This is a genomic window from Streptomyces sp. JLBT605 (assembly GCF_058215555.1).
The window spans coordinates 4,666,678-4,688,618 of record NZ_CM177087.1 but is presented as its reverse complement, the minus strand read 5'-3'; the positions used below and the strand labels follow the sequence as shown (position 1 = coordinate 4,688,618).

The following is a 21,941-nucleotide window of genomic DNA, read 5'->3' as shown; positions in this document are numbered from 1 at the left end:
CCGCATCAGGAACTGTTCGCTCTGAGCGCAGGGTCGGCCCCCCGTCTCCCACGGTCACGCTTCGGCGGTGGGCGCCCCCGGGATCGCGAACGGGCCCGGACGCGTGATGGCGTCCGGGCCCGTGCGAGCCGTGTGAGGGCGGGGCGAGGGCTTGGATCAGCTCTCGGACTTCTCCGCCGACTCCTCGTCGGCGGCAGCGGCCTCGGCACCCTCGGTCTCGGCGACGATCTCGGCGGCCTCGGACTCGTCCTCGTCCTCGAGGTCGACGACCTCACCGTTGCTGTCGGTGACCTTGGCGGCCTCGACGACGACGGCCAGCGCCTTGCCGCGGGCGACCTCGCCGACGAGCATCGGCACCTGGCCACCCTCGACGACGGCCTGGGCGAACTGGTCCGGGGACATGCCGGAGGACTGGGCACGGCGCATCAGGTGCTCGGTGAGCTCCTCCTGGCCGACCGACAGCTTCTCCTTGTTGACCAGTTCGTCGAGGATGAACTGGGTCTTGATGCCCTTCTCGGCCTGCGCCTTGAGCTCGGCGTCGAACTCCTCGGCGGTCTTGCCCTGGATCTTGAGGTAACCCTCCAGGTTCAGGCCCATCTGACCGAGCTGGTGGTGCTCCAGGTTGTGCTTGCGGGTCTGGATCTCGTCCGCGAGGAGCTTCTCGGGGATCGGGACCTCGGCCAGCTCCAGGAGGGCGTCCAGCACCTTCTCCTGGGCCTGGGTGGCCTGCTCGAACTTGCGCGACCGCTCCAGGCGCTCACGGCTGTCGGCCTTCAGCTCGTCCAGCGTGTCGAACTCGCTGGCCAGCTGGGCGAAGTCGTCGTCCAGCTCGGGCAGCTCGCGGGCCTTGACCTCGGTGACGTCGACCTTGACCTCGGCCTCCTTGCCCTGGGCGGAGCCGCCCTTGAGCTCGGAGGTGAAGGTGGCGGTGCCACCGGCGGCGAGCCCGGTGACGGCCTCGTCGATGCCGTCCAGCAGCTCACCGGAGCCGATGGTGTAGCTGACGCCCTTGGCGACGCCGTCCTCCAGGACCTCGCCGTCGACCTTGGCCTCCAGGTCGATGACGACGACGTCGCCCTCGGCGGCCTCGCGCTCGACGGCGGAGGTGGTGGCGAAGCGCTCACGCAGCGCCTCGACGGCCTTCTCGACGTCCTCGTCCGAGATCTCGACGGCGTCGACGGTGACCTCGATGCCGGAGTAGTCCGGGATCTCGATGGCCGGGCGGACGTCCACCTCGGCGGTGAAGGTCAGCAGCTCGTTGTCCTTGAGCTCGGTGATGTCCACCTCGGGCTGGCCGAGCGGGTTGAGCTCACCCTCGTTGACGGCCTCGGTGTAGAACTTCGGGAGCGCGTCGTTGACGGCCTCCTCCAGCACGGCGCCGCGACCGAACCGCTGGTCGATGACGCGGGCCGGGATCTTGCCCTTGCGGAAACCCGGGACGGTGACCTGCTGGTTGATCTTCTTGTACGCCGCGTCGAGGCTGGGCTTGAGCTCCTCGAAGGGCACCTCGACAGTGAGCCGAACCCGAGTCGGGTTCAGGGTCTCCACGGCGCTCTTCACGGTTCGGTCTCCTTGGGGGCTGACTTCTCGGTTTCTGCCGGCGCTGGGTTCAGCGCCTCAGCGGATCGCGCCCGGTAGAGAGACACAGACGCGCAGTTTGCATAGTAACCGCAAGGAGGATCGCGCCCACAACGCGATCTTGTGGGACCGAGCCGGATTGATGCCGGTGATGATGGTCGGGGTGGCCGGATTCGAACCGACGACCTTCCGCTCCCAAAGCGGACGCGCTACCAAGCTGCGCCACACCCCGTCGGTGCGACACGTAGGGTACATGGCCGGGGACGCTCCGGCCGCCGCATTTCCACGTGGGCGCCCCAGGGTCGGCTCGGTGAGGGCGCGGTGTGCGCCGGACGCCGCGGACCCGCTACGATGCAGTGCGTGCCGATGCGCCACCGCCGCTGTGCGGACGATCGGCCGACGCGCGCGGGCGTAGCTCAATGGTAGAGCCCCAGTCTTCCAAACTGGCTACGCGGGTTCGATTCCCGTCGCCCGCTCCACAGGCTCACGGCCCGGTCAGGGGGATTCCCCGGACCGGGCCGTTGGCGTTCACCGGGGTTGACCCGGTTCTCCCGCCGGCGTTCACCCGCTGCGGCCCGAAAGCCGCGTTCGATCGTTTGCTTTCGCGACGCGGCGGCGCCCGCCCGGCGGCGCGGGCGGGCCCGGGATCAGGGGTTGATGTCCGCGATGGCGTCCGCGACGCCGTCCAGGAACTCCTGGATGTCAGGCGCCATGTCGGTGGAGGCGAGCAGGAATCCGAAGAGCGCGGCGACCAGCGCCGGACCCCACTTGACCTGGCCGTTTCGGATCATCAGCACAAGGATGATGCCGACCAGCAGCACCAGGGACAGGGAAATGGCCACAACTGATCACTCGCCCTCGCGGTCGCCACACGTCTCACACGTCATTACCGGCCCGGGGGGCACACATTCCCCGCACACCCCCCGCGGGGTCCATCGTGCCATCAACTCGCCCCGCATCGGGGGCGAGTGGGCGATCGACAGCCATCGATCAACACCGCGGGCGCACCTCGATCGAGTGACACGACGACCGCCCGGAAGTGACGCCGAACACCATTAGGGGACGTGTACGGAGTCGAATTCCCGGGCCGCCTCCAGGGTCCGTGAAGGGAATTCACGAATTCGTTGCGAGATCCTCGCGCGTGACCCCAAAACACCATTGATTTGGACATTTCACCAGAGCCGCTTGCGGGGCATATGCCCCGTTTAAGCGGGATGAAATCGTACAGACCAGACAGATCGGCTCGATATATCAACGTGGCCGCATGAAAATCGCCCGATAAGCAAAGACAAGCTCAACGGGGTTTTACTCAATAGTGGTTTCGCCGCTATCGTGCCTCAGATGTTCCACGGTGCCCTCGTCTCCCGACGCGCAGTGCGGTCCACGGTGCTTTCCGCTGGTTCCGGATGGGAGGGCCGGTGACGAACTCACTCAGCCCCCACGGCTACCAGAGGTCACCGCTCCCGCCCGCCCAGGAGCCGCCCGTGGCGGACCGGGCCGCGCACGGCGGCCCACCCCGGCAGCACGACGCCCCGGGCGCGGCCGGGCAGGCCGCCGCCGGTGGAGCGAAGCCGGCCAAGCAGCGCGACGCGTTCTTCGACAATGCGAAGTACCTCGCGATCGTGCTGGTCGCCATGGGGCACTCCTGGGAGCCGCTGACCGACGGCAGCCGCGCCGCCGAGGCGCTCTACATGACCGTCTACACCTTCCACATGCCGGCGTTCATCCTCATCTCCGGCTACTTCTCGCGCAGTTTCGACATGCGCCCGGACCGGCTGAAGCGGCTGATCACCGGCGTCGCGGTGCCGTATCTGCTGTTCGAGGTGGCGTACACCTTCTTCAAGCGGTGGGCGGACGAGGACCCGACGTACGACTTCAGCCTGCTCGACCCCTGGTACCTCACCTGGTTCCTCGTCGCGCTCTTCGTGTGGCGGATGACCACGCCGATCTGGAAGCTGGTCCGCTGGCCCATCCCGCTCTCCCTGGCCGTCGCCGCGCTGGCCTCGGTCTCGCCCGACATCGGCGACGACCTCGATCTCCAGCGGGTGCTGCAGTTCCTGCCGTTCTTCGTGATCGGCCTGTCGATGAAGCCCGAGCACTTCCAGCTGATGCGCCGCCGCGAGGTGCGGCTGCTGTCCGTGCCCGCCTTCGCCTGCGCCGTGGTGGTCGCCTACTGGGCCGCGCCCCGGATGAACTCCGCGTGGTTCTACCACCGCGACAGCGTGCAGGAGCTGGGCGCCCCGCCGTGGACCGGCCCGGTGATGACCACGGCGATGTTCCTCTGCTCGATGGTGCTGGTGGTCTCCTTCCTCTCCTGGGTCCCGCGACGGCACATGTGGTTCACCACGCTGGGCGCCGGCACGCTCTACGGCTATCTGCTGCACGGCTTCCTCGCCAAGGGCTCGCGCTTCTGGGGCTGGTTCGACGAGTACCCGTGGCTGCACACCCCGCTGGGTGAGATCACCGTCACGGTCGCCGCCGCCGTGGTCGTCACCGCGCTGTGCACACCACCGGTGCAGCGAGCGTTCCGCTGGGCGATGGAGCCGAAGATGGAGTGGGCCTTCCGGAAGGACCCGGCCGAGCAGGCCCGGCACCGCGCGACCCGCTGACCGGCGCCGCCTGGTCCACCCGCGACGAAGCCCCGCCGGGCGGCCGGCGGGGCTTCGTCACATCTGCCCGACGAGGCTTCGTCTATCGGCCCGGCGGGCTCAGTCGCGGCAGATCAGCAGCAGCGCCCGGTCGTCGTTGACGTCCTTGGCGACCGCTTCGATCAGATGCCAGGCCGCGCCGTGGAAGCCGGGCGAGACATAGCGGTCGGCCTCGCCGGTGAGCCGGTCCATGCCCTCGGTGATGTCGCGGTCGGAGGTCTCCACCAGGCCGTCGGTGAAGAGCATCAGCACGTCGCCGGGGCGCAGGGTGCCCTTGACCGGGTCGAAGTGGGCCCCGTCGTAGACGCCGAGCAGCGGCCCGTCCGCCGCCTTCTCCTCCCACTTTCCGCTGCCCGCGTTCAGCTGGAGCGCCGGCAGGTGGCCCGCCGACAGCAGCTCGTAGTCGCCGCTGTCGAGGTCCAGGACGAGATGGACGGAGGTGGCGAAGCCCTCGTCCCAGTCCTGGCGCAGCAGGTAGCCGTTGGCGGCCGGGAGGAAGCCGTGCGGGGGCAGCGAGCCCAGCAGTCCGCCGAAGGCCCCGGAGAGCAGCAGGGCGCGCGAGGCGGCGTCCATGCCCTTGCCGGAGACGTCGGTGAGGACGACCTCCAGGGTGCGGCCGCCGTTGGTCCGGGCGGCCACCACGAAGTCGCCGGAGAAGGACTGGCCGCCGGCCGGGCGGAGCGCCATCTCGCGGTGCCAGCCGCGCGGCAGGCGGGGCAGCTTGCTCTGCACCCGGATGCGTTCGCGCAGGTCGAAGAGCATGGTGCCGCCGCGCCTCCAGGGCACGCCCACCCGGCTGCGGAACTGCGCGATCAGCAGTCCGAAGAAGCCGACCGCGGCCACCACCAGGATGGTGCCGGGGGTGACCCGGTCCGGTCCGTCGGGGTAGGGGCCGATGACGGCGGACTCCACGATCAGCGCCGCGGCCGCCGCCGCGTACAGGGCGAGCAGGCTGGCGGGCCGCAGCAGCAGTCCGCCCGCCACGATCGGCAGCACCAGGGCGGCGGGCGAGCACCAGTCGGGCTGGGCGATGGTGCCCATCGCGATGGCCGGGATGGCGAGCAGCAGGGTGGCCAGGGCCAGCCAGTCCGAGCCGTCGCCGCGGAACTGGTCGACTCCGGCCTTGCGCACGCCGGTGCGGACCCGGTGCATCGCCTTGCGCATCCGGGCCGTCAGCGTGTCCGCACCTCCGCCAGCCATTGCATCGGGACCCTACCCACCCATTTGGACGCGCGTCGATTCGCGGTCCTCGGGACCGCCCGACAAGAGGGGAAAGCGGAAGCGAAATACGTTCGCCTGTCCTAGGGGCCGCTGGTAGGGATGAGCCCATGACGACTCAACTGCGGGCGCTGCGGCCGGCCGACTGGGATGAGTGGTACGGGATGCTGGACCTCGCCTTCGGCGGTGTTCCGGAATCCCCGGAGGAGCAGGCGCTGTGGCGCGATCTCACCGAGGTCGAGCGGTCGATCGCGGCCTGGGACGGGGAGGAGATCGTCGGGGCCGCGGGGGCGTTCAGCTTCCGGATGACGGTGCCGGGCGGAGCGCTGGTGGAGACGGCCGGGGTGACGATGGTCGGGGTGAAGCCGACGCACCGGCGTCGCGGGGTGCTGCGTTCGATGATGGAGCGACAGCTGGCCGATGTGCGGTCGGCGGGCGAGCCGCTGGCCGGGCTGACCGCCTCCGAGCCGCAGATATACGGCCGGTTCGGCTACGGCATCGCCACCCAGGCGGTCAGCGCCGAGATCGACACCAGCCGGGTGCGGCTCGCGGTGCCGGCGGGCACCGACGCGGTGCGGCTGCGGATGGCCGGGCCTCAGGCCGCGCGGAAGGTGTGCGAGGCGGTGTACGAGCGGCGGGTGGGGAGCCGGCCGGCGATGCTGGCGCGCGCCCCGGGCTGGGACCGGCTGCCGGTGCTGGATCCGGCGTCGGACCGGCACGGTGCCTCGGAGCTGCTGTGCGTGCTGGCCGAGACGGGCGGCGAGGTGACCGGATACGCGCGCTACGCGGTCCATCCGGACTGGGACGCGGCGGGGGCGAAGGGCACGGTGGTGCTGCGCGATCTGGAGGCGCTGGATCCGGCGTCGTACGGCGCGCTCTTCCGTTTTCTCTTCGACATCGACCTCACATCCACGCTGAAGGTGCGAAGCTGCCCGGTCGACGCCCCCTGGATGCATGCGGTTTCGGACATTCGGCGGTGCCGGGTGGGGGTGCGCGACGCGCTCCATCTCCGGCTGGTCGACGTCGCTGCCGCGCTGGCGGCCCGGAGCTACGCGGCCCCGGTGGACCTGGTGCTGGAGGTGGAGGACTCCTTCTGTCCGTGGAACGCCGGGCGGTGGCGGCTGACCGGCGACGCCGCGGGCGCGGTGTGCGAGCGGGCGGTGGCAGGGGCCGCGGCCGATCTGCGGCTGGGCGTCCGGGAGCTGGGCGCGGCGTATCTGGGCGGGGTCCGGCTCTCCGCGCTGGCCGGCGCCGGCCGGGTGACCGAGCTGCGGCCGGGTGCGCTGGCGCAGGCGTCGGCGGCCTTCGGCGGCGATGTGGCCCCCTGGCTGCCGCACAGCTTCTGACCCGCGGGGCCATCACCCGGTGATCACGGTGCGGGCAGGCGTCAGCGCTTCTGGCACTCCGGGCACCAGAAGAGGTTGCGGGCGGCGAGGCCGGCGGTGCGGACCTCGCCGCCGCAGACATGGCAGGGCCGCTGGGCCCGGCGGTAGACGTAGACCTCGCCGCCGTGGTCGTCCACGCGCGGCGGCCGGCCCATCGCCTCGGGGGTGTGCTCAGGGCGGACCGTGTCGATCCGGTTGTTCGCCACGCCCTCGCGCATCAGCAGCACCAGGTCGGCCCAGATGGCGTCCCACTCGGCGCGGGTCAGCTCGCGGCCGGGCCGGTAGGGGTCGATCCCGTGCCGGAAGAGCACCTCGGCGCGGTAGACGTTGCCCACGCCCGCGATCACCTTCTGGTCCATGAGCAGCGCGGCGATCGAGGTCCGGCTGCGGGAGATCCTGGCCCAGGCGCCCTCCCCGTCGTCGGCGGGGCGCAGCGGGTCGGGGCCCAGCCGCTGGTGTATCGCCGTCTTCTCGGCGTCGGTGATCAGCGCGCAGGTGGTGGGGCCGCGCAGATCGGCGTACGCCTCGGGGGTGGCCAGGCGCAACCGCACGGTGTCGGTCGGTGGTGGCGCGGGCGCGTCCCCGAAGCCGTACTTCCCGAACAGGCCCAGGTGGACGTGGATCCAGCCGGCGGCGGGGAAGCCGAGGAAGAGGTGCTTGCCGTGCGCTTCCGCGGCCTGGAGCACCTGGCCGTCGACGAGCGCGGCGCCGTCGGAGAACTTGCCCTGCGGACTGGTGACGCGCACGGACCGGCCGCCGAAACTCTCGAAGTGGTCGGCGGCCAGTCGGTGGATGGTGTGCCCTTCCGGCATCGGCCCTGCTTCCGGCGCGTCAGTCCTGCTGCGGGTGGTGGGCCGGGATGGGCGGCAGGTCGCCGGTGGTCTCGTAGGCGCTGAGCATGTCGATGCGGCGGGTGTGCCGCTCGTCGCCCGAGTAGGGGGTCTTCAGGAAGACCTCGACGAACTTGGTCGCCTCTTCCTGGGTGTGCATGCGGCCGCCGATGCTGATCACGTTGGCGTTGTTGTGCTCGCGGCCGAGCGCGGCGGTCTGCTCGCTCCAGGCGAGCGCGGCGCGCACACCCTTGACCTTGTTGGCGGCGATCTGCTCGCCGTTGCCCGAGCCGCCGATCACGATGCCGAGGCTGGCCGGGTCGGCGGCGGTCCGCTCGGCCGCACGGAGGCAGAACGGCGGGTAGTCGTCCTGGGCGTCATAGATGTGCGGACCGCAGTCGACGGGCTCGTGCCCGTTGTCCTTGAGCCACTCGACGAGGTGGTTCTTCAGTTCGAAACCGGCATGATCGGAGCCGAGGTACACGCGCATGGGACGAGTGTGACATGTCTATCGCGGCTCGGGCGCGCCGGGTGGTTCGGCGCTGGACGGGCCCCTCCACCAGGGGAATTTGCTATTCCGGATACCCCGGAATTCCTTGATGACCAACGAACCTCATGAGAACCTCAAGTAACGATCCGGATTCAAAGGTTCATCTATTCCTTCTCCTGAGATTCACTGGCGTCGCTCAAGACCCCAGTGCAAAGGAATGTGCCCCATGAGCGCACAGCCCGTGACCACTTCGGTGGGCACACCTTCCGGTGACCCCGGTCAGGCGCCCGGACCGGACGGCCTCAAGGCAGGGCTCAAGAACCGCCACCTGTCCATGATCGCCATCGGCGGCGTGATCGGCGCCGGCCTCTTCGTCGGCTCCAGCGCCGGCATCGCCAAGGCCGGCCCCGCGATTCTGCTGTCGTACGCCCTCGTCGGCGCGATGGTGGTGTTCGTCATGCGGATGCTCGGTGAGATGGCGGCCGCCAACCCGACTTCCGGCTCCTTCTCCGCGTACGCGGACCGGGCGCTGGGCCGCTGGGCCGGCTTCACCATCGGCTGGCTCTACTGGTTCTTCTGGGTCGTGGTGCTCGCCGTCGAGGCCACCGCGGGTGCGGAGATCCTGGAGAAGTGGATGCCCGGCGTCCCGCAGTGGGGCTGGGCGCTGATCGTCATGGTGGTGCTCACCGCGACCAACCTGGTCTCGGTCTCCTCCTACGGTGAATTCGAGTTCTGGTTCGCCGGTATCAAGGTCGTCGCGATCGCCGCGTTCGTGATCGTCGGTGGTCTGGCCGTCTTCGGCGTGCTGCCGGGTTCGGACAACGAGGGCGCGGGTCTGTCCCACCTCACCGACGCCGGTGGCTTCATGCCCAACGGCGCCGGGGCCATCCTCACCGGTGTGCTGATGGTCGTGTTCTCCTTCATGGGCAGTGAGATCGTCACCCTGGCGGCCGGCGAGTCGGAGGACCCGCAGCGCGCGGTCACCCAGGCCACCAACAGCGTGATCTGGCGGATCGCGGTCTTCTACCTCGGCTCGATCTTCGTGGTGCTGACCCTGCTGCCGTGGAACGACAAGGCGATCACCAAGGACGGCTCGTACGTCGCCTCGCTGAACTCGATCGGCATCCCGCACTCCGGCACGATCATGCAGGTCATCGTGTTGACCGCCGTGCTGTCCTGCCTGAACTCCGGCCTGTACACCGCCTCCCGGATGGCCTTCTCGCTCGGCCAGCGCGGTGACGCGCCGAAGGTCTTCGCCAAGACCAACAGCCGCGGCGTCCCGATGGCCGCCATCCTCGGCTCGGTCGTCTTCGGCTTCATCGCCGTCTGGTTCAACTACCAGTGGCCGGACACGGTCTTCCAGTTCCTGCTGAACTCCTCGGGTGCGGTCGCGCTCTTCGTCTGGCTGGTGATCTGCATCACCCAGCTGCGGATGCGCAAGATCATCCTGCGGGAGACCCCGGAGAAGCTGATCGTCCGCATGTGGCTCTTCCCGTACCTCACCTGGGCGACCATCGCGATGATCACCTTCGTGATCGGCTACATGTTCTTCGACGACGCCAACCGCGAGGTCGTGAGCCTGTCGGTGCTGGTCGCCGTGGTGGTGCTCGCCATCGCGTTCGGCCGTGAGCTGCTGAGCAAGAAGGCCGGCCACGAGCCGGTCGACGCGGCGGAGAGCAAGACCCTCTGACCCGCGAAACGCACAGGGGCCGTCAGCGTGTGCTGACGGCCCCTGCCGTATGCGCGGGGTGCGCGGGGTGCGCAGGGGGGCTCAGCCCTCCCGGCGGCCCAGCAGCTTCCAGGCGGTGGGCAGCGCGCCCATCGCCAGCGCCGCCTTCAGCGCGTCCCCGAGCAGGAACGGCGTGAGCCCGGCGGCCACCGCCTCGCTCAGCGAGAGGTCCGCGGCCACCGCCAGGTACGGCACGCCGACTGCGTAGATGATCGCGGACCCGAGCACCATCGTGCCGGCGGTCCGCAGCACCCCGCGGTCGCCCCCGCGGCGGGCCAGCGAGCCGACCACGGTGGCCGCCAGCAGCATGCCCAGCACATAGCCGAAGGACGGCATCATGGCGCCGGACTCGCCCTCGGCGAACCACGGCATGCCCGCCATCCCGGCCAGGGTGTAGAGGACGAGGGAGAGGAAACCGCGGCCCGCGCCCAGCGAGGTGCCCACCAGCAGCGCGGCGAAGGTCTGGCCGGTCACCGGCACCGGGGAGCCGGGCACCGGCACCGAGATCTGCGCTGCCAGGCCGGTCAGCACGGCGCCACCGACCACCAGCGCGGCGTCGCGGGCGAGCACCCGGTGGGCGGGGAACAGCAGGTCGGCCAGGACCGTTCCGGTGCGGTGGGCTGGGACAGAGGCGGAGCTCATCGGTTCTCCCCGGGGTGAGGCTGACATGGGACCGGCAGCGCCATGACACGGCGTCATGCGTCAGGGCGCACGCCATGAGACGCGCGATGACTCAAGCGATGCCTGAAGCGCTGTGGGACACGGCGACGTTAACCCGGCAGCGATCTACTGATCACCGTTGACAGACCACAAAGGCGGGGCGGCCGACTTGGTGTGTTCGCCTCATCACCGAGGCACTCACAGCCCCAACCTGGCGGCTATTCCAGCAGGTCACGTGAGACTTCTCACGATCGCACCGCCACTGGCCGGTGGTTTTGCGCATCAAGGCTCCCCATGGGGAGACTGTGGAGTCCCCCCAAAGCCCTCGGGCGCGGCGCCGGTACGCGCGCGCTTGAGGCCGGGCACAGCTACCCGAGAGTGAACGAGCACCACCCATGCACCACGCACCCTCCGCGGAAACGCTCTCGACCGAGCCCGCCACCGAACCGCTGGGCGGCGGGCTCAAGCAGCGCCACCTGACGATGCTGGGCCTGGGCGGGGTGATCGGCGCCGGGCTGTTCGTGGGCTCGGGCGCGGGGATAGCGGTGGCCGGGCCCGGGATCGTCGTCTCGTATCTGCTGGCGGGCGCGCTCGCCGCGCTGGTGATGCGGATGCTGGGCGAGATGTCCGCGGCGATGCCCGCCTCGGGGGCCTTCTCGGTGCACGCGGAGCGGGCGCTGGGCCGCTGGGCCGGTTTCAGCGTCGGCTGGCTCTACTGGTTCATGCTGGTGGTGGTGCTCGCGGTGGAGGCGACCGGGGCGGCGCGGATCGCGCACGGCTGGCTGCCGTCGGTCCCGCAGTGGAGCTGGGTGCTGCTGTTCATGGTGGTCTTCACCCTGGCCAACCTGGCCGCGGTGAAGAACTTCGGGGAGTTCGAGTTCTGGTTCGCCGCGCTGAAGGTCACCGCGATCGTGCTCTTCCTGGGCCTGGGCCTGCTCGCGATCCTCGGCCTGCTGCCGGCCTCCGGCACCTACGCGGGCGATCCGGTGGGGCTGGCCAATCTCACCGGGCAGGGCGGCTTCCTGCCGGGCGGCTGGAGCGGCGTGGTCTCCGGGGTGCTCGCGGTGGTCTTCGCCTTCGGTGGCCTGGAGGTCCTCACCATCGCCGCCGCGGAGTCCGACGATCCGGCCCGCGCGGTGGGCCGGGCGGTGCGCAGTGCCATGTGGCGCATCCTCTTCTTCTACATCGGCTCGATGCTGGTCATCGTCACCCTGCTGCCCTGGTCGTCGATGAAGCCGGGGGAGAGCCCGTATGTCGCGGTGCTGGACCACCTCGGGGTACCGCAGGCCGGGCAGATCATGAACATCGTGGTGTTCGTCGCGCTGCTGTCCGCGCTCAACGCCAACCTCTACGGCTCCTCCCGCATGCTCTTCTCGCTGGCGGAGCGCGGAGAGGCGCCGCGCGCCCTGCTGGCGGTCTCTCCGGGCGGGGTGCCGCGCCTGGCGGTACTGGCCTCGGTCGCGTTCGGTTTCGTTTCGGTCCTGCTCAATCTCAAGTGGCCGGATTCGATCTTCGCGTATCTGCTCAACGCCGTAGGCGCGGTACTGCTCTTCGTCTGGGCCCTGATCGCCGTCTCGCAACTGCGGCTGCGCCGTCGGCTGGAGCGCGAGGCGCCGGAGAAACTGGTCCTGCGGATGTGGGGTTTCCCCTGGCTGACCTGGGTCTCCCTGGCCGGCATCGGGGCCGTGCTGGTGCTCATGCTCGACCATGACGCCGCCCGTCCGCAGGTGCTGTGGTCGGCGGGCGCGACCGGCGCGGTGCTGCTCGTGGCCGGTCTGCGCGAACTGCGGTCCCGCGCGGGCTGATCGGCCACCCGTTTCTTTTCTGCCAACCTGACGATCGGTCGGGTACGGAGCGTGATTTCCGCGTCCGATATTCAGACAGCACTGCCAGAAGTGTTGTCCTGAGCGGACACGCACCCCACACTGAGGGCGCTCAGGACCGCTCCGCTCTCACGTAATGGACACAAAGATCTATGAACCGGACACCTGCGTCCGCCGCGCCAGAGCGCGATGCCGAGACCACCGGCACGACCCCTCAGGGCACCGGCACCCCCCTGTCCCACGGCCTGAAGCAGCGCCACCTGTCGATGATCGCCCTGGGCGGTGTGATCGGCGCCGGACTGTTCGTGAGTTCCGGTCTCGGTATCGCCGCCGCCGGACCCTCGATCGTCCTGGCCTACGCGCTCTCCGGCCTGCTGGTGATGCTGGTCATGCGGATGCTCGGCGAGATGTCCGCGGCCAACCCCGCGACCGGGTCCTTCTCGGTCTACGCGGAGCGGGCGCTCGGCTCGTGGGCCGGCTTCGCGGCCGGCTGGATGTACTGGACGCTGCTGACCTTCGCGGTCGGCGTCGAGGCGCTCGGCGCGGCCGGCATCATGACCGGCTGGTTCCCGGACACCGAGTCCTGGATGTGGGTGCTGGCCTTCATGATCGTCTTCCTCGCCGCCAACCTGGCGTCGGTGAAGAACTTCGGTGAGTTCGAGTTCTGGTTCGCCGCGCTGAAGGTGGCCGCGATCAGCCTCTTCCTCATCCTGGGCGCGCTGGCCATCTTCGGCGTGCTGCCGGGCACGGACGCGCCGGGCACGGACAATCTCACCGGCCACGGCGGCTTCATGCCCAACGGCGTCGACGGCCTGGTGGTCGGTCTGGTCGCCTCGGTGATCGCCTACGGCGGTCTGGAGACCGTGACCATCGCCGCGGCCGAGTCGGAGAACCCGGTCAAGGGCGTGGCGAACGCGGTGCGCACCGCGATGTGGCGGATCGCGCTGTTCTACATCGGCTCGATGCTCGTCATCGTGATGCTGATCCCGTGGGACGACAAGAAGGTCGTCGCGGACGGCCCGTACGTCTCGGTGCTGAACGTCCTGGACGTGCCGGCGGCCGGCGACATCATGAAGTTCGTGGTGCTGGCCGCGCTGCTGTCCGCGATGAACGCCAACATCTACGGCTCGTCCCGGATGGCGTACTCGCTGGTCGCCCGCGGCCAGGGCCCCGCCTTCCTCGGCAAGGTCAGCGGCGGGGTGCCGCGCCTGGCGGTGGCCGCCTCCTGTGTCTTCGGCTTCGTCACCGTGCTGCTGAACTACTGGTCGCCGGACAAGGTGTTCGTGTGGGTGGCCAACATGATCGGCGCCGTGGTGCTCATCGTCTGGGGCTTCATCGCGGTCTCCCAGCTCCAGATGCGCAAGCGCCTGGAGCGCGAGGCGCCCGAGAAGCTGGTCGTGCGGATGTGGGCCTTCCCGTACCTGACCTGGGTTGCGCTGGCCGGCGTGCTGACCTTCCTGGCCCTGATGGCCCGCCAGGACGACACCCGGGAGCAGCTGATCTACTCCTCCGGCCTGGCGGTGGCCCTGGTCATCATCGGCCTGATCCGGCAGAAGGCCGCCGGCAAGCAGCCGCAGCGCTGACGGTCGCTCAAGCCGACGCGCTGACGACAGCGCACACCACCTCGTGAGGCGGGGCGGGTCCTACATCCAAGGACCCGCCCCGCCTTCGGTCTTTGGCCTTGAGTTCCGCTCCCGCTTCCCGGCGGAGATCACTTCTGCTGATAGCGTGCACTTGCAAGTTGATTGCAATAAGGGCTCGGAGGGGTCGGTATGGCCATCTACACACTTCCTGAACTTCCGTACGACTACTCGGCGCTGGCTCCGGTCATCAGCCCCGAGATCATCGAGCTGCACCACGACAAGCACCACGCGGCCTATGTCAAGGGTGCGAACGACACCCTGGAGCAGCTCGCGGAGGCCCGGGAGAAGGACGCGTGGGGTGCGGTCAACGGACTGCAGAAGAACCTGGCCTTCCACCTGTCCGGGCACATCCTGCACAGCATCTACTGGCAGAACATGTCCGGCGACGGCGGCGGCGAGCCCCTGGAGAAGGACGGTGTCGGCGAGCTGGCCGACGCGATCGCGGAGAGCTTCGGGTCGTTCGCCGCGTTCAAGAGCCAGCTGTCCAAGGCGTCCGCCACCACGCAGGGCTCCGGCTGGGGCGTACTGGCCTACGAGCCGGTCTCCGGCCGGCTGATCGTGGAGCAGGTCTACGACCACCAGGGCAACGTCGGCCAGGGCTCGGTCCCGATCCTGGTCTTCGACGCCTGGGAGCACGCCTTCTACCTGCAGTACAAGAACCAGAAGGTGGACTTCATCGAGGCCATGTGGCGGGTGGTCAACTGGCAGGACGTGGCGAAGCGGTACGCGGCGGCCAAGGAGCGCGCCGACGTGCTGCTGCTCGCGCCCTGACCCCTTGACCGAAGTGACCCGCGCCGGTGGGCGCGGGTCACTCATGGCGTCCTGCTCGTGATCGTCTTCTCACCCTTCACGTGGCAGGCGGAGCGAAGGGCCCCGCACGTCCGATGCGTGCGGGGCCCTTCCCGGTCTTGTGCTCGTGCGTGCGCCGGACGGGATCGAGAACCCGGAAGCCGGGGCCGACGCACCTTCTTACGTCAGTCGAAGCTGGGCTCGGCGGTCCGGGTCCGCTTGATCTCGAAGAAGCCGGGGACGGAGGCGACCATCAGGGTGCCGTCCCACAGCCGGGCGGCTTCCTCGCCCTTGGGCGCCGGGGTGACGACCGGCCCGAAGAAGGCGATCTGCTCCCCGTCCGCGCCGGGCACCGCGATGACCGGGGTGCCGACATCCTGGCCGACCAGGTCGATGCCCGCCTTGTGCGAGGCGCGCAGCTCGGCGTCGAAGGCGTCGGAGTGCGCGGCGTCCGCGAGGTCGGCGGGCAGGCCGGCCTCCTCCAGGGCGGCGACGATCGTCTCGTGACTGCGCTCCAGGCCCTGGTTGTGGAAGCGGGTGCCCAGGGCGGTGTAGAGCGGGCCGAGCACCTGGCTGCCGTGCTTCTTCTCGGCGGCTATGCAGACCCGGACCGGCCCCCAGGCGGTGCGGAGCAGCTCCCGGTAGCCCTCGGGCAGCTCGTCGAGCTTGTCCTCGTTGAGCACGGCGAGGCTCATCACATGCCAGCGGACCTCGACCGGGCGCACCTTCTCCACCTCGAGCATCCAGCGGGAGGTCATCCAGGCCCAGGGACACAGCGGGTCGAACCAGAAGTCGGCTGGGGTCCGGGCGGTCTCGGCCGCGGTCTCGATGTCGGTCACAGTCGCTCCTCAGGGGCGGTCAGGCTGCGTGCTTCGTGAGGGGGAACGCCATCGCCGTCACCTCCATTCCCCCACCCGTCCCCCATATGACTGTCCGGGATTTCCCCGATGACTGTCCGTAACGCAGCGTGAAATGATTCCTGACGTCCGACCTTCGAGACAGTGACGAGGAGCCGCGTCGTGCCCGGTGCCAATCTTTCCCGTGATGAGGCCCGTGAGCGGGCCCGCCTGCTGACCGTGGACGCCTACGACGTGGCGCTCGATCTGCGGTCGGCGGTCGGCCCGGACGAGGGCACCGGGCCGCGGACGTTCCGGTCGAGGACGACGATCCGCTTCCGCGCGGCCGAGCCGGGCGCGGCGACGTTCGTGGATCTGCTCGCCCCCCGCGTCGGCTCGGTGGTGCTCAACGGCCGGGAGCTGGACCCTGCGCAGGTGTTCGACGGCACCCGCATCGCGCTCGACCAGCTGGCCGCGGAGAACGTCCTGGTGGTGGACGCGCAGTGCGCGTACAGCCGGACGGGTGAGGGTCTGCACCGCTTCATCGACCCCGAGGACGGCCAGGTCTACCTCTACACCCAGTACGAACCGGCCGACGCCCGCCGGGTCTTCGCCAACTTCGAGCAGCCGGACCTCAAGGCGCCCTTCACCTTCACGGTGACCGCCCCCCAGGAGTGGACCGTGCTGAGCAACGGGGAGCGGGCGGAAGAGCCGGCGCCGGCCGGGGAGGGGGCGGCGACCTGGAGTTTCGTGGAGACCAAGCCGATCTCGACGTACATCACGGCCGTCGTCGCCGGCCCGTACCACGTGGCGCGGGACCACTACCGCCGCACCTTCGACGGGGGCACGGTCCTCGACATCCCGCTGGCCGCGCTCTGCCGGGCCTCGCTGGCCAAGCACTTCGACGCGGACGACATCTTCACCGTCACCAAGCAGGGCCTGGACTTCTTCCACGACCACTTCGACTTCCCGTACCCCTTCGGGAAGTACGACCAGGCGTTCGTGCCGGAGTACAACCTCGGTGCGATGGAGAACCCCGGGTGTGTGACCTTCCGTGAGGAGTTCATCTTCCGCGGCAAGGTGACCCAGGCCGCGTACGAGCACCGGGCCAACGTCATCCTGCACGAGATGGCGCACATGTGGTTCGGCGACCTGGTCACCATGGAGTGGTGGGACGACCTGTGGCTCAAGGAGTCCTTCGCGGACTTCATGGGCTCCTTCTCGATGGTGGAGGCCACCCGCTTCACCGATGGCTGGATCACCTTCGCCAACCGCCGCAAGGCATGGGCGTACCGCGCCGATCAGCTGCCGTCCACCCACCCGGTCACCGCGGACATCCGGGACCTGGAGGACGCCAAGCTCAACTTCGACGGCATCACCTACGCCAAGGGCGCCAGCGTGCTCAAGCAGCTGGTGGCCTATGTCGGCCGGGACGCCTTCCTGGAGGGCGCCCGACGCTACTTCAAGGCCCACGCCTACGGGAACACCCGGCTGACCGACCTGCTGTCGGTGCTGGAGGAGACCTCCGGCCGGGACATGACGGCCTGGTCCCGGGCCTGGCTGGAGACCGCCGGGGTCAATGTGCTCACCCCGCAGGCGACCTATGACTCCGCCGGCCGCGTCACCGAGCTGTCCGTCTTCCAGGAGGCGGCCGACACCCCGCACCAGCCGGCCGGGTCCGCGGCCGATCCGACACTGCGGCCGCACCGGGTCGCGGTCGGCCTCTACCGCAGGCAGGCGTCCGACGGCGCGCTGGTGCGGTACGCCCGCGCCGAGATCGACGTCACCGGGCCGCGCACCGAGGTGCCGGAGCTGATCGGTGCCGAGCGTCCCGAGCTGATCCTGGTCAACGACGAGGACCTGACCTACTGCAAGGTGCGCTTCGACGCCGAATCGCTGGCCACCCTGCGCAAGCACCTGGGCGACCTGACCGACCCGCTGGCGCGCGCCCTGTCCTGGTCGGCCCTGTGGAACCTCACCCGGGACGGGCTGATGCCCGCCCGTGACTACCTCGATCTGGTGCTGCGCTTCTCCGGGGCGGAGAGCGACATCGGGGTGCTGCAGATGGTCCAGGCGTGGGCGTACACCGCACTGGTCCACTACACCGCCCCCGAATGGCGCGAGCGGGCCGGCGCGGAGGTGGGCGAGGGCGCGCTGCGCGAGCTGCGGCTCGCCGAGCCGGGCAGCGGCCACCAGCTGGCCTGGGCGCGGTTCTTCGCGCAGACCGCGACCGCGGAGAGCGAGCTCCAGCTGCTGCGCGGCCTGCTGGAGGGCACGGCCCGGATCGACGGGCTGGACGTGGACCAGGAGCTGCGCTGGACCTTCCTGGAGCCGCTGGCCGCGCACGGCGCGGTGGACGAGTCGGTGATCGCCGCCGAGCTGGCCCGCGACGACACGGCCTCCGGCAAGCGGCACCAGACGCGCTGCCTGGCCGCCCGGCCCTCGACAGAGGTCAAGGCGGAGGCCTGGGCAGCGGTCGTGGAGTCCGATGCCCTGTCGAACGCCCTGGTGGAAGCGACCATCTCCGGCTTCGCCCAGTCCGGCCAGCGGGAGCTGCTGGCGCCGTACGGCCCGCGGTACTTCGCCGCGATCGAGGAGGTGTGGCAGCAGCGGTCGATCGAGATCGCGATGGCGATCGTGCGTGGGCTCTTCCCCGCCCTCCAGGACGACGCCGAGACGCTGGCGGCGACCGACGCCTGGCTGGCCGGGCACCCGGACGCCCCGCCCGCGCTGCGCCGGCTGGTCATGGAGGCGCGCGACGATCTGGCGCGCGCGCTGCGCGCACAGGAGTGCGACGCCAGGGCCGAGCGCTGACCGGAGCGACCGAAGAAGGCGTGCCGGTCAGCAGCCTTGGGCACCTTTCGGCGAGCGAGGCTATTCGGCATTCGAACGCCCGTACTTTAGGACGGTGTTGTCCTGGTTTGTCGACGAGCTCGTAACAGCGGTTAGCGGGCGGAGCGGGCACGGGAATGGCGGGAGCATGAACCACGCTTCCGCTGCCCCCGGCGGGGAGACCCCCATCCCGTTCCCGCCCTGCGCCGTCCAGCACCTCTCCGACGTCCGGCGCCGGGTGCTGACCACCCGACAGCTGCGCGCGCGGGGCATCTCGCCCGCGACCATCGCCGCACGCTGCCGCCCCGGTGGTCCCTGGCAGCAGCTGCTGCCAGGGATCCATCTGCTCCACCCCGGCCCGCCGACCGGTGAGGAGCTGATGCACGCCGCGCTCCTCTACACCCTCGGCCGGACCGCCGCGCCGGCGGACCGGGTACCGCCCGCGCGCACGATCTCGGTCCGCAGGGACCCCGGCACCCCACCGGCCCACGCCCTGCCCACCTCCCCGGCTCCCACCCTTCCCGCACCGCCGGCCCCCGCCGCGCCGACATCAGCGGCCCCCGCACCACCGTCCCCCACCCCAGCCGCCCCGTATCGGCCCTACGGTCCGGCGATGATCACCGGCCTGGCCGCACTCGCGCTGCACCACTTCTCCTCCGCTCCCCCGCTGTCCTCCCTGGACCAGGTGGATGTGCTGGTGCCCCGCACCCGGCGGCTGCGCTCCACCGGATTCGTCCGGGTGGTCCGCGGCCACGCCCTGCCCGAGCCCGAGAACATCGCCGGGGTGCCCACCGCCCCGGTCGCCCGCGCGCTGGCCGACGCGGTCGGCCGGATGGCCGACGGCGCGGCGGTGCGCGAGCTGCTGACCGAGGCGGTGCGCGGCGCGCACTGCGAGGCGGCGGCGATCGTGCGGGAGCTGGGCCGGAGCCGGCTGCTGACCCGGCCGCAGGTGGCGAACGCGGTGGAGCCGGTGCTCGCCGAGGGGCGGGCGGTCGCCGAGGGCCGGCTGTACGACATGGTGCGTGCCTACCGGCTGCCGCAGCCCCTGTGGAACGTGGCGCTGCGGCTGCCGGGCGGCCCGCGGCTGGGCGGTGTGGACGCCTACTGGCCCGACCAGGCGGTGGCCCTGGAGCTGGTCATGCGGCCGGACCGGCCCGGTGCGGAGGTCCCGCCGCCGCGGATCGCGCGCAAGCACGAGCAGCTGGCGCGCCTGGGCATCACCGTCGTGCAGGTCACCCCGGAGCGGCTGCGGCAGGCTCCCGCGGACCAGGCCGCGGTGATCCGTACCGCGCTGATGGCCTCGGACGACCTGGAGCCGGCCGGATACGTCATCGTGGTGCCGCGATGAGCACGGAGGATCCGCGTGGCGGACCGGCCCCGGCCGCCGCGCGCGGCCCGGCGTCGGCGCGTACGGCCCGGTGTCAGCGCTTGCGGAGCAGCAGCTCGGTGTTCCGGTCGTCGGCCTGGCCGGCGAGCGTGCCCCGGGCGCCGGGGGCGTTGAAGGACAGCTCGCGGTAGAGCGCGGCGAGACCGGTCGGGGACAGATCGGCGAAGTCGGTGCGGTGCGGTGCGGCGGACTCGATGAGGGTGGTGAAGAGCGAGAGCGTCCCGTCGTGGTTGTCCACGACCTCGATGACCCGGGCCAGCTGCGGGAAGTCGATGTGCGAGGCGGTGGTGATCTCCCAGAAGCTGCCGCGCGGGGTGATCTCGTTCTTGTGGCTGTGGCCGTTGATCCAGGCCAGCACCTGCGGGTGCCGCTGGAAGAGGTCGACCAGCTCGGCGCCGGTGTGCCGGGTCTCGTCCGGGCGGGCCGGGTCGCGGTTGAGGTTCTTCATGCTCCGGCTGTAGTGGTGGCTGAAGACCAGCACGTGGTCGTCCCGGTGCGCCTTCAGCGTCCGCTCCAGCCAGCGCAGCTGAGCGGTGCCTATGGAGCCGGTGTAGTGGCCGCCCGGGTCGGTGGAGTCCAGGCTGATGCCGATGGTGTCGTCGGAGATCCGGAACGCGTAGTACAGGGTGCCCTGCTCGACGTTGGCCCGGGTGTAACCGTGGCCCGCGGGCCCGGAGCCGGTGTGCCGCGGGTCGAGATGGGCCTGAAGGTACTCCCGCAGGGTGAAGGGTGCCCGTCGCTCGTCGGCTGTGACGGTGCGCATGTCCCGGGCGTGCGCCCGCAGCAGCTCCTTCATCACCTTGCCCTTGGGGTCGGCGCCCTCCCGCTCGCCCTGGTAGATCCGCTCCGCCTCGGCGGCCGGGATGATCTGCAACTTCCGGCTGCCGGTCGCCAGTTCGCCGAGGTAGCCGCGGTCGAAGGCGTAGACCCCGCCGGAGAGCCCGTCGTGGTTGCCGATGGTGGAGTACCACGGCAGGTGCAGGCCGGGGCTGTCGACGCTGCGCAGCGCCGCGCGCAGATAGCCGTCGATGCGCGGGAAGCCGGCCTGCTTGTCGGCGTCGCGCAGGCTGCTCTCCGGGTGCCAGAAGTGCTTGATCCCGCTGTTCTGGACGCCTTCGTAGTGGCGCGGGTCGCCGGAGTTGGGGGTGATCCGGCCGCCGCTCATCGCGGTCAGGAACCAGTCGAGTTCCAGAGATGAGTTGTTGTCGGTGTTGTCGCCGGTGGTCATCGCGAAGGTGAGCGGGGCGCCGGTGGCGGGCCCCCCGCGCAGCCGGTTGATCCGCTCGACGAGCGAGACCACTCCGGCCGCCGACAGGGCCTCGTGCGGCCGCCAGGCCCCGACCTGCCCGGAGCGCAGGAACTCATAGCGCAGTGGATGCTGCACATCCGTCAGGTGCAGATCGGTGAGCTGCACGAAGGCGGCGAGCGCGGTGCGGCGGCGCTCCCGGCCGCCCTTGGCCTGGGCCAGGTCGGTGCGTACCACCCGGCGCCAGCCGGGACCGTCCCCCAGACGCCGGAAGGCCCCGGTGGTGCGCGGGGCGGCGACGGACTGGAGGGTGGTGCCGGCCGGGGAGGGCCCGGTGGGGACGGTGCTCACCTTCTGCACCGGGTGCGGGGCGGCGGCCGGGCGGGCGTTCGCCGCGCCGCCGGAGGGGCCGAGGGCGACGCCGAGTCCGGTGGCGGCCCCGGCGGCGGTCGCGGCGGCGACGAACGTACGGCGGTCGAGGGCGTGGGCGGCGGACCGAATGCGGGACATACGCGATCTCCCCGAGTGCGAACGCGGTTGCGGCCGGGCGGCGGAACTGCCTGTCACCAGGGATCGTTGGCATCAGGGGTGGCCACCGCGTGAACGCCGCGGCAACGCGGAGCGCCGAGATCCGCACAGGCAGCGGCGGGTCGGCGGGGTGTCACCGACGCCTGGGCGGATGGTCCAGCGGCGCTCACCCGGTGTTCACCGGCCGGGGTAGGGCCACCCGCCGGAGGGCGCACCGCCCGGCGGCGGACCGGTGGCCGGGGATCGCGTCGGCGGGGAGTGCCGGCTGCCCGGCGGACCGGTCGCCGGGCGCGGACGAGTGCGGCCGAGTGCGCGGCGG

At 70.6% G+C, this 21,941-nt stretch carries 16 protein-coding genes and 2 tRNA genes; 9 read left to right on the top strand and 9 right to left on the bottom strand.

Going from position 1 to position 21,941, the window contains the following annotated elements; all coding sequences use genetic code 11:
• Positions 1-156: 156 nt before the first annotated feature.
• Together tig and AC4BDD_RS20390 are read right to left on the bottom strand one after the other, a co-directional pair.
• Positions 157-1,560: a trigger factor gene (gene tig / locus AC4BDD_RS20395; RefSeq protein ID WP_490686893.1), complete on the bottom strand. Its 1,404-nt coding sequence runs from the start codon at positions 1,558-1,560 to the stop codon at positions 157-159.
• Between the two features lie 173 nt (positions 1,561-1,733).
• Positions 1,734-1,810 (bottom strand) — tRNA-Pro (locus AC4BDD_RS20390).
• Positions 1,811-1,983: 173 nt separating this feature from the next.
• Here AC4BDD_RS20390 and AC4BDD_RS20385 point away from each other — a divergent pair.
• Positions 1,984-2,057: transfer RNA gene (locus tag AC4BDD_RS20385), tRNA-Gly, on the top strand.
• A gap of 168 nt (positions 2,058-2,225) precedes the next feature.
• Here AC4BDD_RS20385 and AC4BDD_RS20380 read toward each other — a convergent pair.
• Entirely contained in the window at positions 2,226-2,420 is a 195-nt protein-coding gene (locus AC4BDD_RS20380) for a hypothetical protein (RefSeq protein ID WP_490686892.1), read from the bottom strand.
• 576 nt (positions 2,421-2,996) lie between these two features.
• On the opposite strand from AC4BDD_RS20380, the gene AC4BDD_RS20375 reads away from it, so the two are divergent.
• Positions 2,997-4,187: an acyltransferase family protein gene (locus tag AC4BDD_RS20375; protein WP_490686891.1), complete on the top strand. Its 1,191-nt coding sequence runs from the start codon at positions 2,997-2,999 to the stop codon at positions 4,185-4,187.
• Positions 4,188-4,286: 99 nt separating this feature from the next.
• Here AC4BDD_RS20375 and AC4BDD_RS20370 read toward each other — a convergent pair whose 3' ends face one another.
• The gene (locus AC4BDD_RS20370) at positions 4,287-5,426 is read right to left on the bottom strand and encodes a PP2C family protein-serine/threonine phosphatase (protein WP_490686890.1); all 1,140 of its coding nucleotides are present in this window, start codon (positions 5,424-5,426) and stop codon (positions 4,287-4,289) included.
• Positions 5,427-5,554: 128 nt separating this feature from the next.
• Here AC4BDD_RS20370 and AC4BDD_RS20365 point away from each other — a divergent pair, with 128 nt between their 5' ends.
• Positions 5,555-6,790 (top strand): GNAT family N-acetyltransferase, encoded by a 1,236-nt coding sequence (locus AC4BDD_RS20365; RefSeq protein ID WP_490686889.1) that lies wholly within the window; start codon positions 5,555-5,557, stop codon positions 6,788-6,790.
• A gap of 41 nt (positions 6,791-6,831) precedes the next feature.
• On the opposite strand, the gene AC4BDD_RS20360 is transcribed toward AC4BDD_RS20365, so the two are convergent.
• Both AC4BDD_RS20360 and AC4BDD_RS20355 read right to left on the bottom strand, forming a co-directional pair.
• Positions 6,832-7,641, bottom strand: coding sequence for an Fpg/Nei family DNA glycosylase (locus AC4BDD_RS20360; RefSeq protein WP_490686888.1), 810 nt, complete (start codon positions 7,639-7,641; stop codon positions 6,832-6,834).
• Positions 7,642-7,660: 19 nt separating this feature from the next.
• A complete protein-coding gene (locus AC4BDD_RS20355) occupies positions 7,661-8,149 on the bottom strand; it encodes a ribose-5-phosphate isomerase (RefSeq protein WP_490686887.1) in 489 nt (162 codons plus the stop codon).
• A 226-nt stretch (positions 8,150-8,375) separates the two neighbouring features.
• Between AC4BDD_RS20355 and AC4BDD_RS20350 the strand changes: the two genes are divergently transcribed.
• Complete coding sequence (locus AC4BDD_RS20350; RefSeq protein WP_490686886.1) at positions 8,376-9,839, top strand: amino acid permease; 1,464 nt, start codon at positions 8,376-8,378, stop codon at positions 9,837-9,839.
• A gap of 81 nt (positions 9,840-9,920) precedes the next feature.
• On the opposite strand, the gene AC4BDD_RS20345 is transcribed toward AC4BDD_RS20350, so the two are convergent.
• Positions 9,921-10,520, bottom strand: coding sequence for a biotin transporter BioY (locus tag AC4BDD_RS20345; protein WP_490686885.1), 600 nt, complete (start codon positions 10,518-10,520; stop codon positions 9,921-9,923).
• A 413-nt stretch (positions 10,521-10,933) separates the two neighbouring features.
• Here AC4BDD_RS20345 and AC4BDD_RS20340 point away from each other — a divergent pair, with 413 nt between their 5' ends.
• The 3 genes from AC4BDD_RS20340 to AC4BDD_RS20330 all read left to right on the top strand — a co-directional run bounded on the left by AC4BDD_RS20340 (position 10,934) and on the right by AC4BDD_RS20330 (position 14,775).
• Positions 10,934-12,343: an amino acid permease gene (locus AC4BDD_RS20340; RefSeq protein WP_490686884.1), complete on the top strand. Its 1,410-nt coding sequence runs from the start codon at positions 10,934-10,936 to the stop codon at positions 12,341-12,343.
• 170 nt (positions 12,344-12,513) lie between these two features.
• Entirely contained in the window at positions 12,514-13,944 is a 1,431-nt protein-coding gene (locus tag AC4BDD_RS20335; protein WP_490686883.1) for an amino acid permease, read from the top strand.
• Between the two features lie 189 nt (positions 13,945-14,133).
• Positions 14,134-14,775, top strand: a complete 642-nt coding sequence (locus tag AC4BDD_RS20330) for a superoxide dismutase (protein WP_490686882.1) — start codon at positions 14,134-14,136, stop codon at positions 14,773-14,775.
• Between the two features lie 203 nt (positions 14,776-14,978).
• On the opposite strand, the gene AC4BDD_RS20325 is transcribed toward AC4BDD_RS20330, so the two are convergent.
• Complete coding sequence (locus AC4BDD_RS20325; protein WP_490691856.1) at positions 14,979-15,551, bottom strand: mycothiol-dependent nitroreductase Rv2466c family protein; 573 nt, start codon at positions 15,549-15,551, stop codon at positions 14,979-14,981.
• 261 nt (positions 15,552-15,812) lie between these two features.
• Here AC4BDD_RS20325 and pepN point away from each other — a divergent pair, with 261 nt between their 5' ends.
• Entirely contained in the window at positions 15,813-18,443 is a 2,631-nt protein-coding gene (gene pepN / locus AC4BDD_RS20320) for an aminopeptidase N (RefSeq protein WP_490686881.1), read from the top strand.
• 166 nt (positions 18,444-18,609) lie between these two features.
• A complete protein-coding gene (locus AC4BDD_RS20315) occupies positions 18,610-19,809 on the top strand; it encodes a hypothetical protein (RefSeq protein ID WP_490686880.1) in 1,200 nt (399 codons plus the stop codon).
• Between the two features lie 73 nt (positions 19,810-19,882).
• Here AC4BDD_RS20315 and AC4BDD_RS20310 read toward each other — a convergent pair whose 3' ends face one another.
• Entirely contained in the window at positions 19,883-21,604 is a 1,722-nt protein-coding gene (locus AC4BDD_RS20310; RefSeq protein WP_490686879.1) for a TIGR03767 family metallophosphoesterase, read from the bottom strand.
• Positions 21,605-21,941 lie beyond the last annotated feature (337 nt).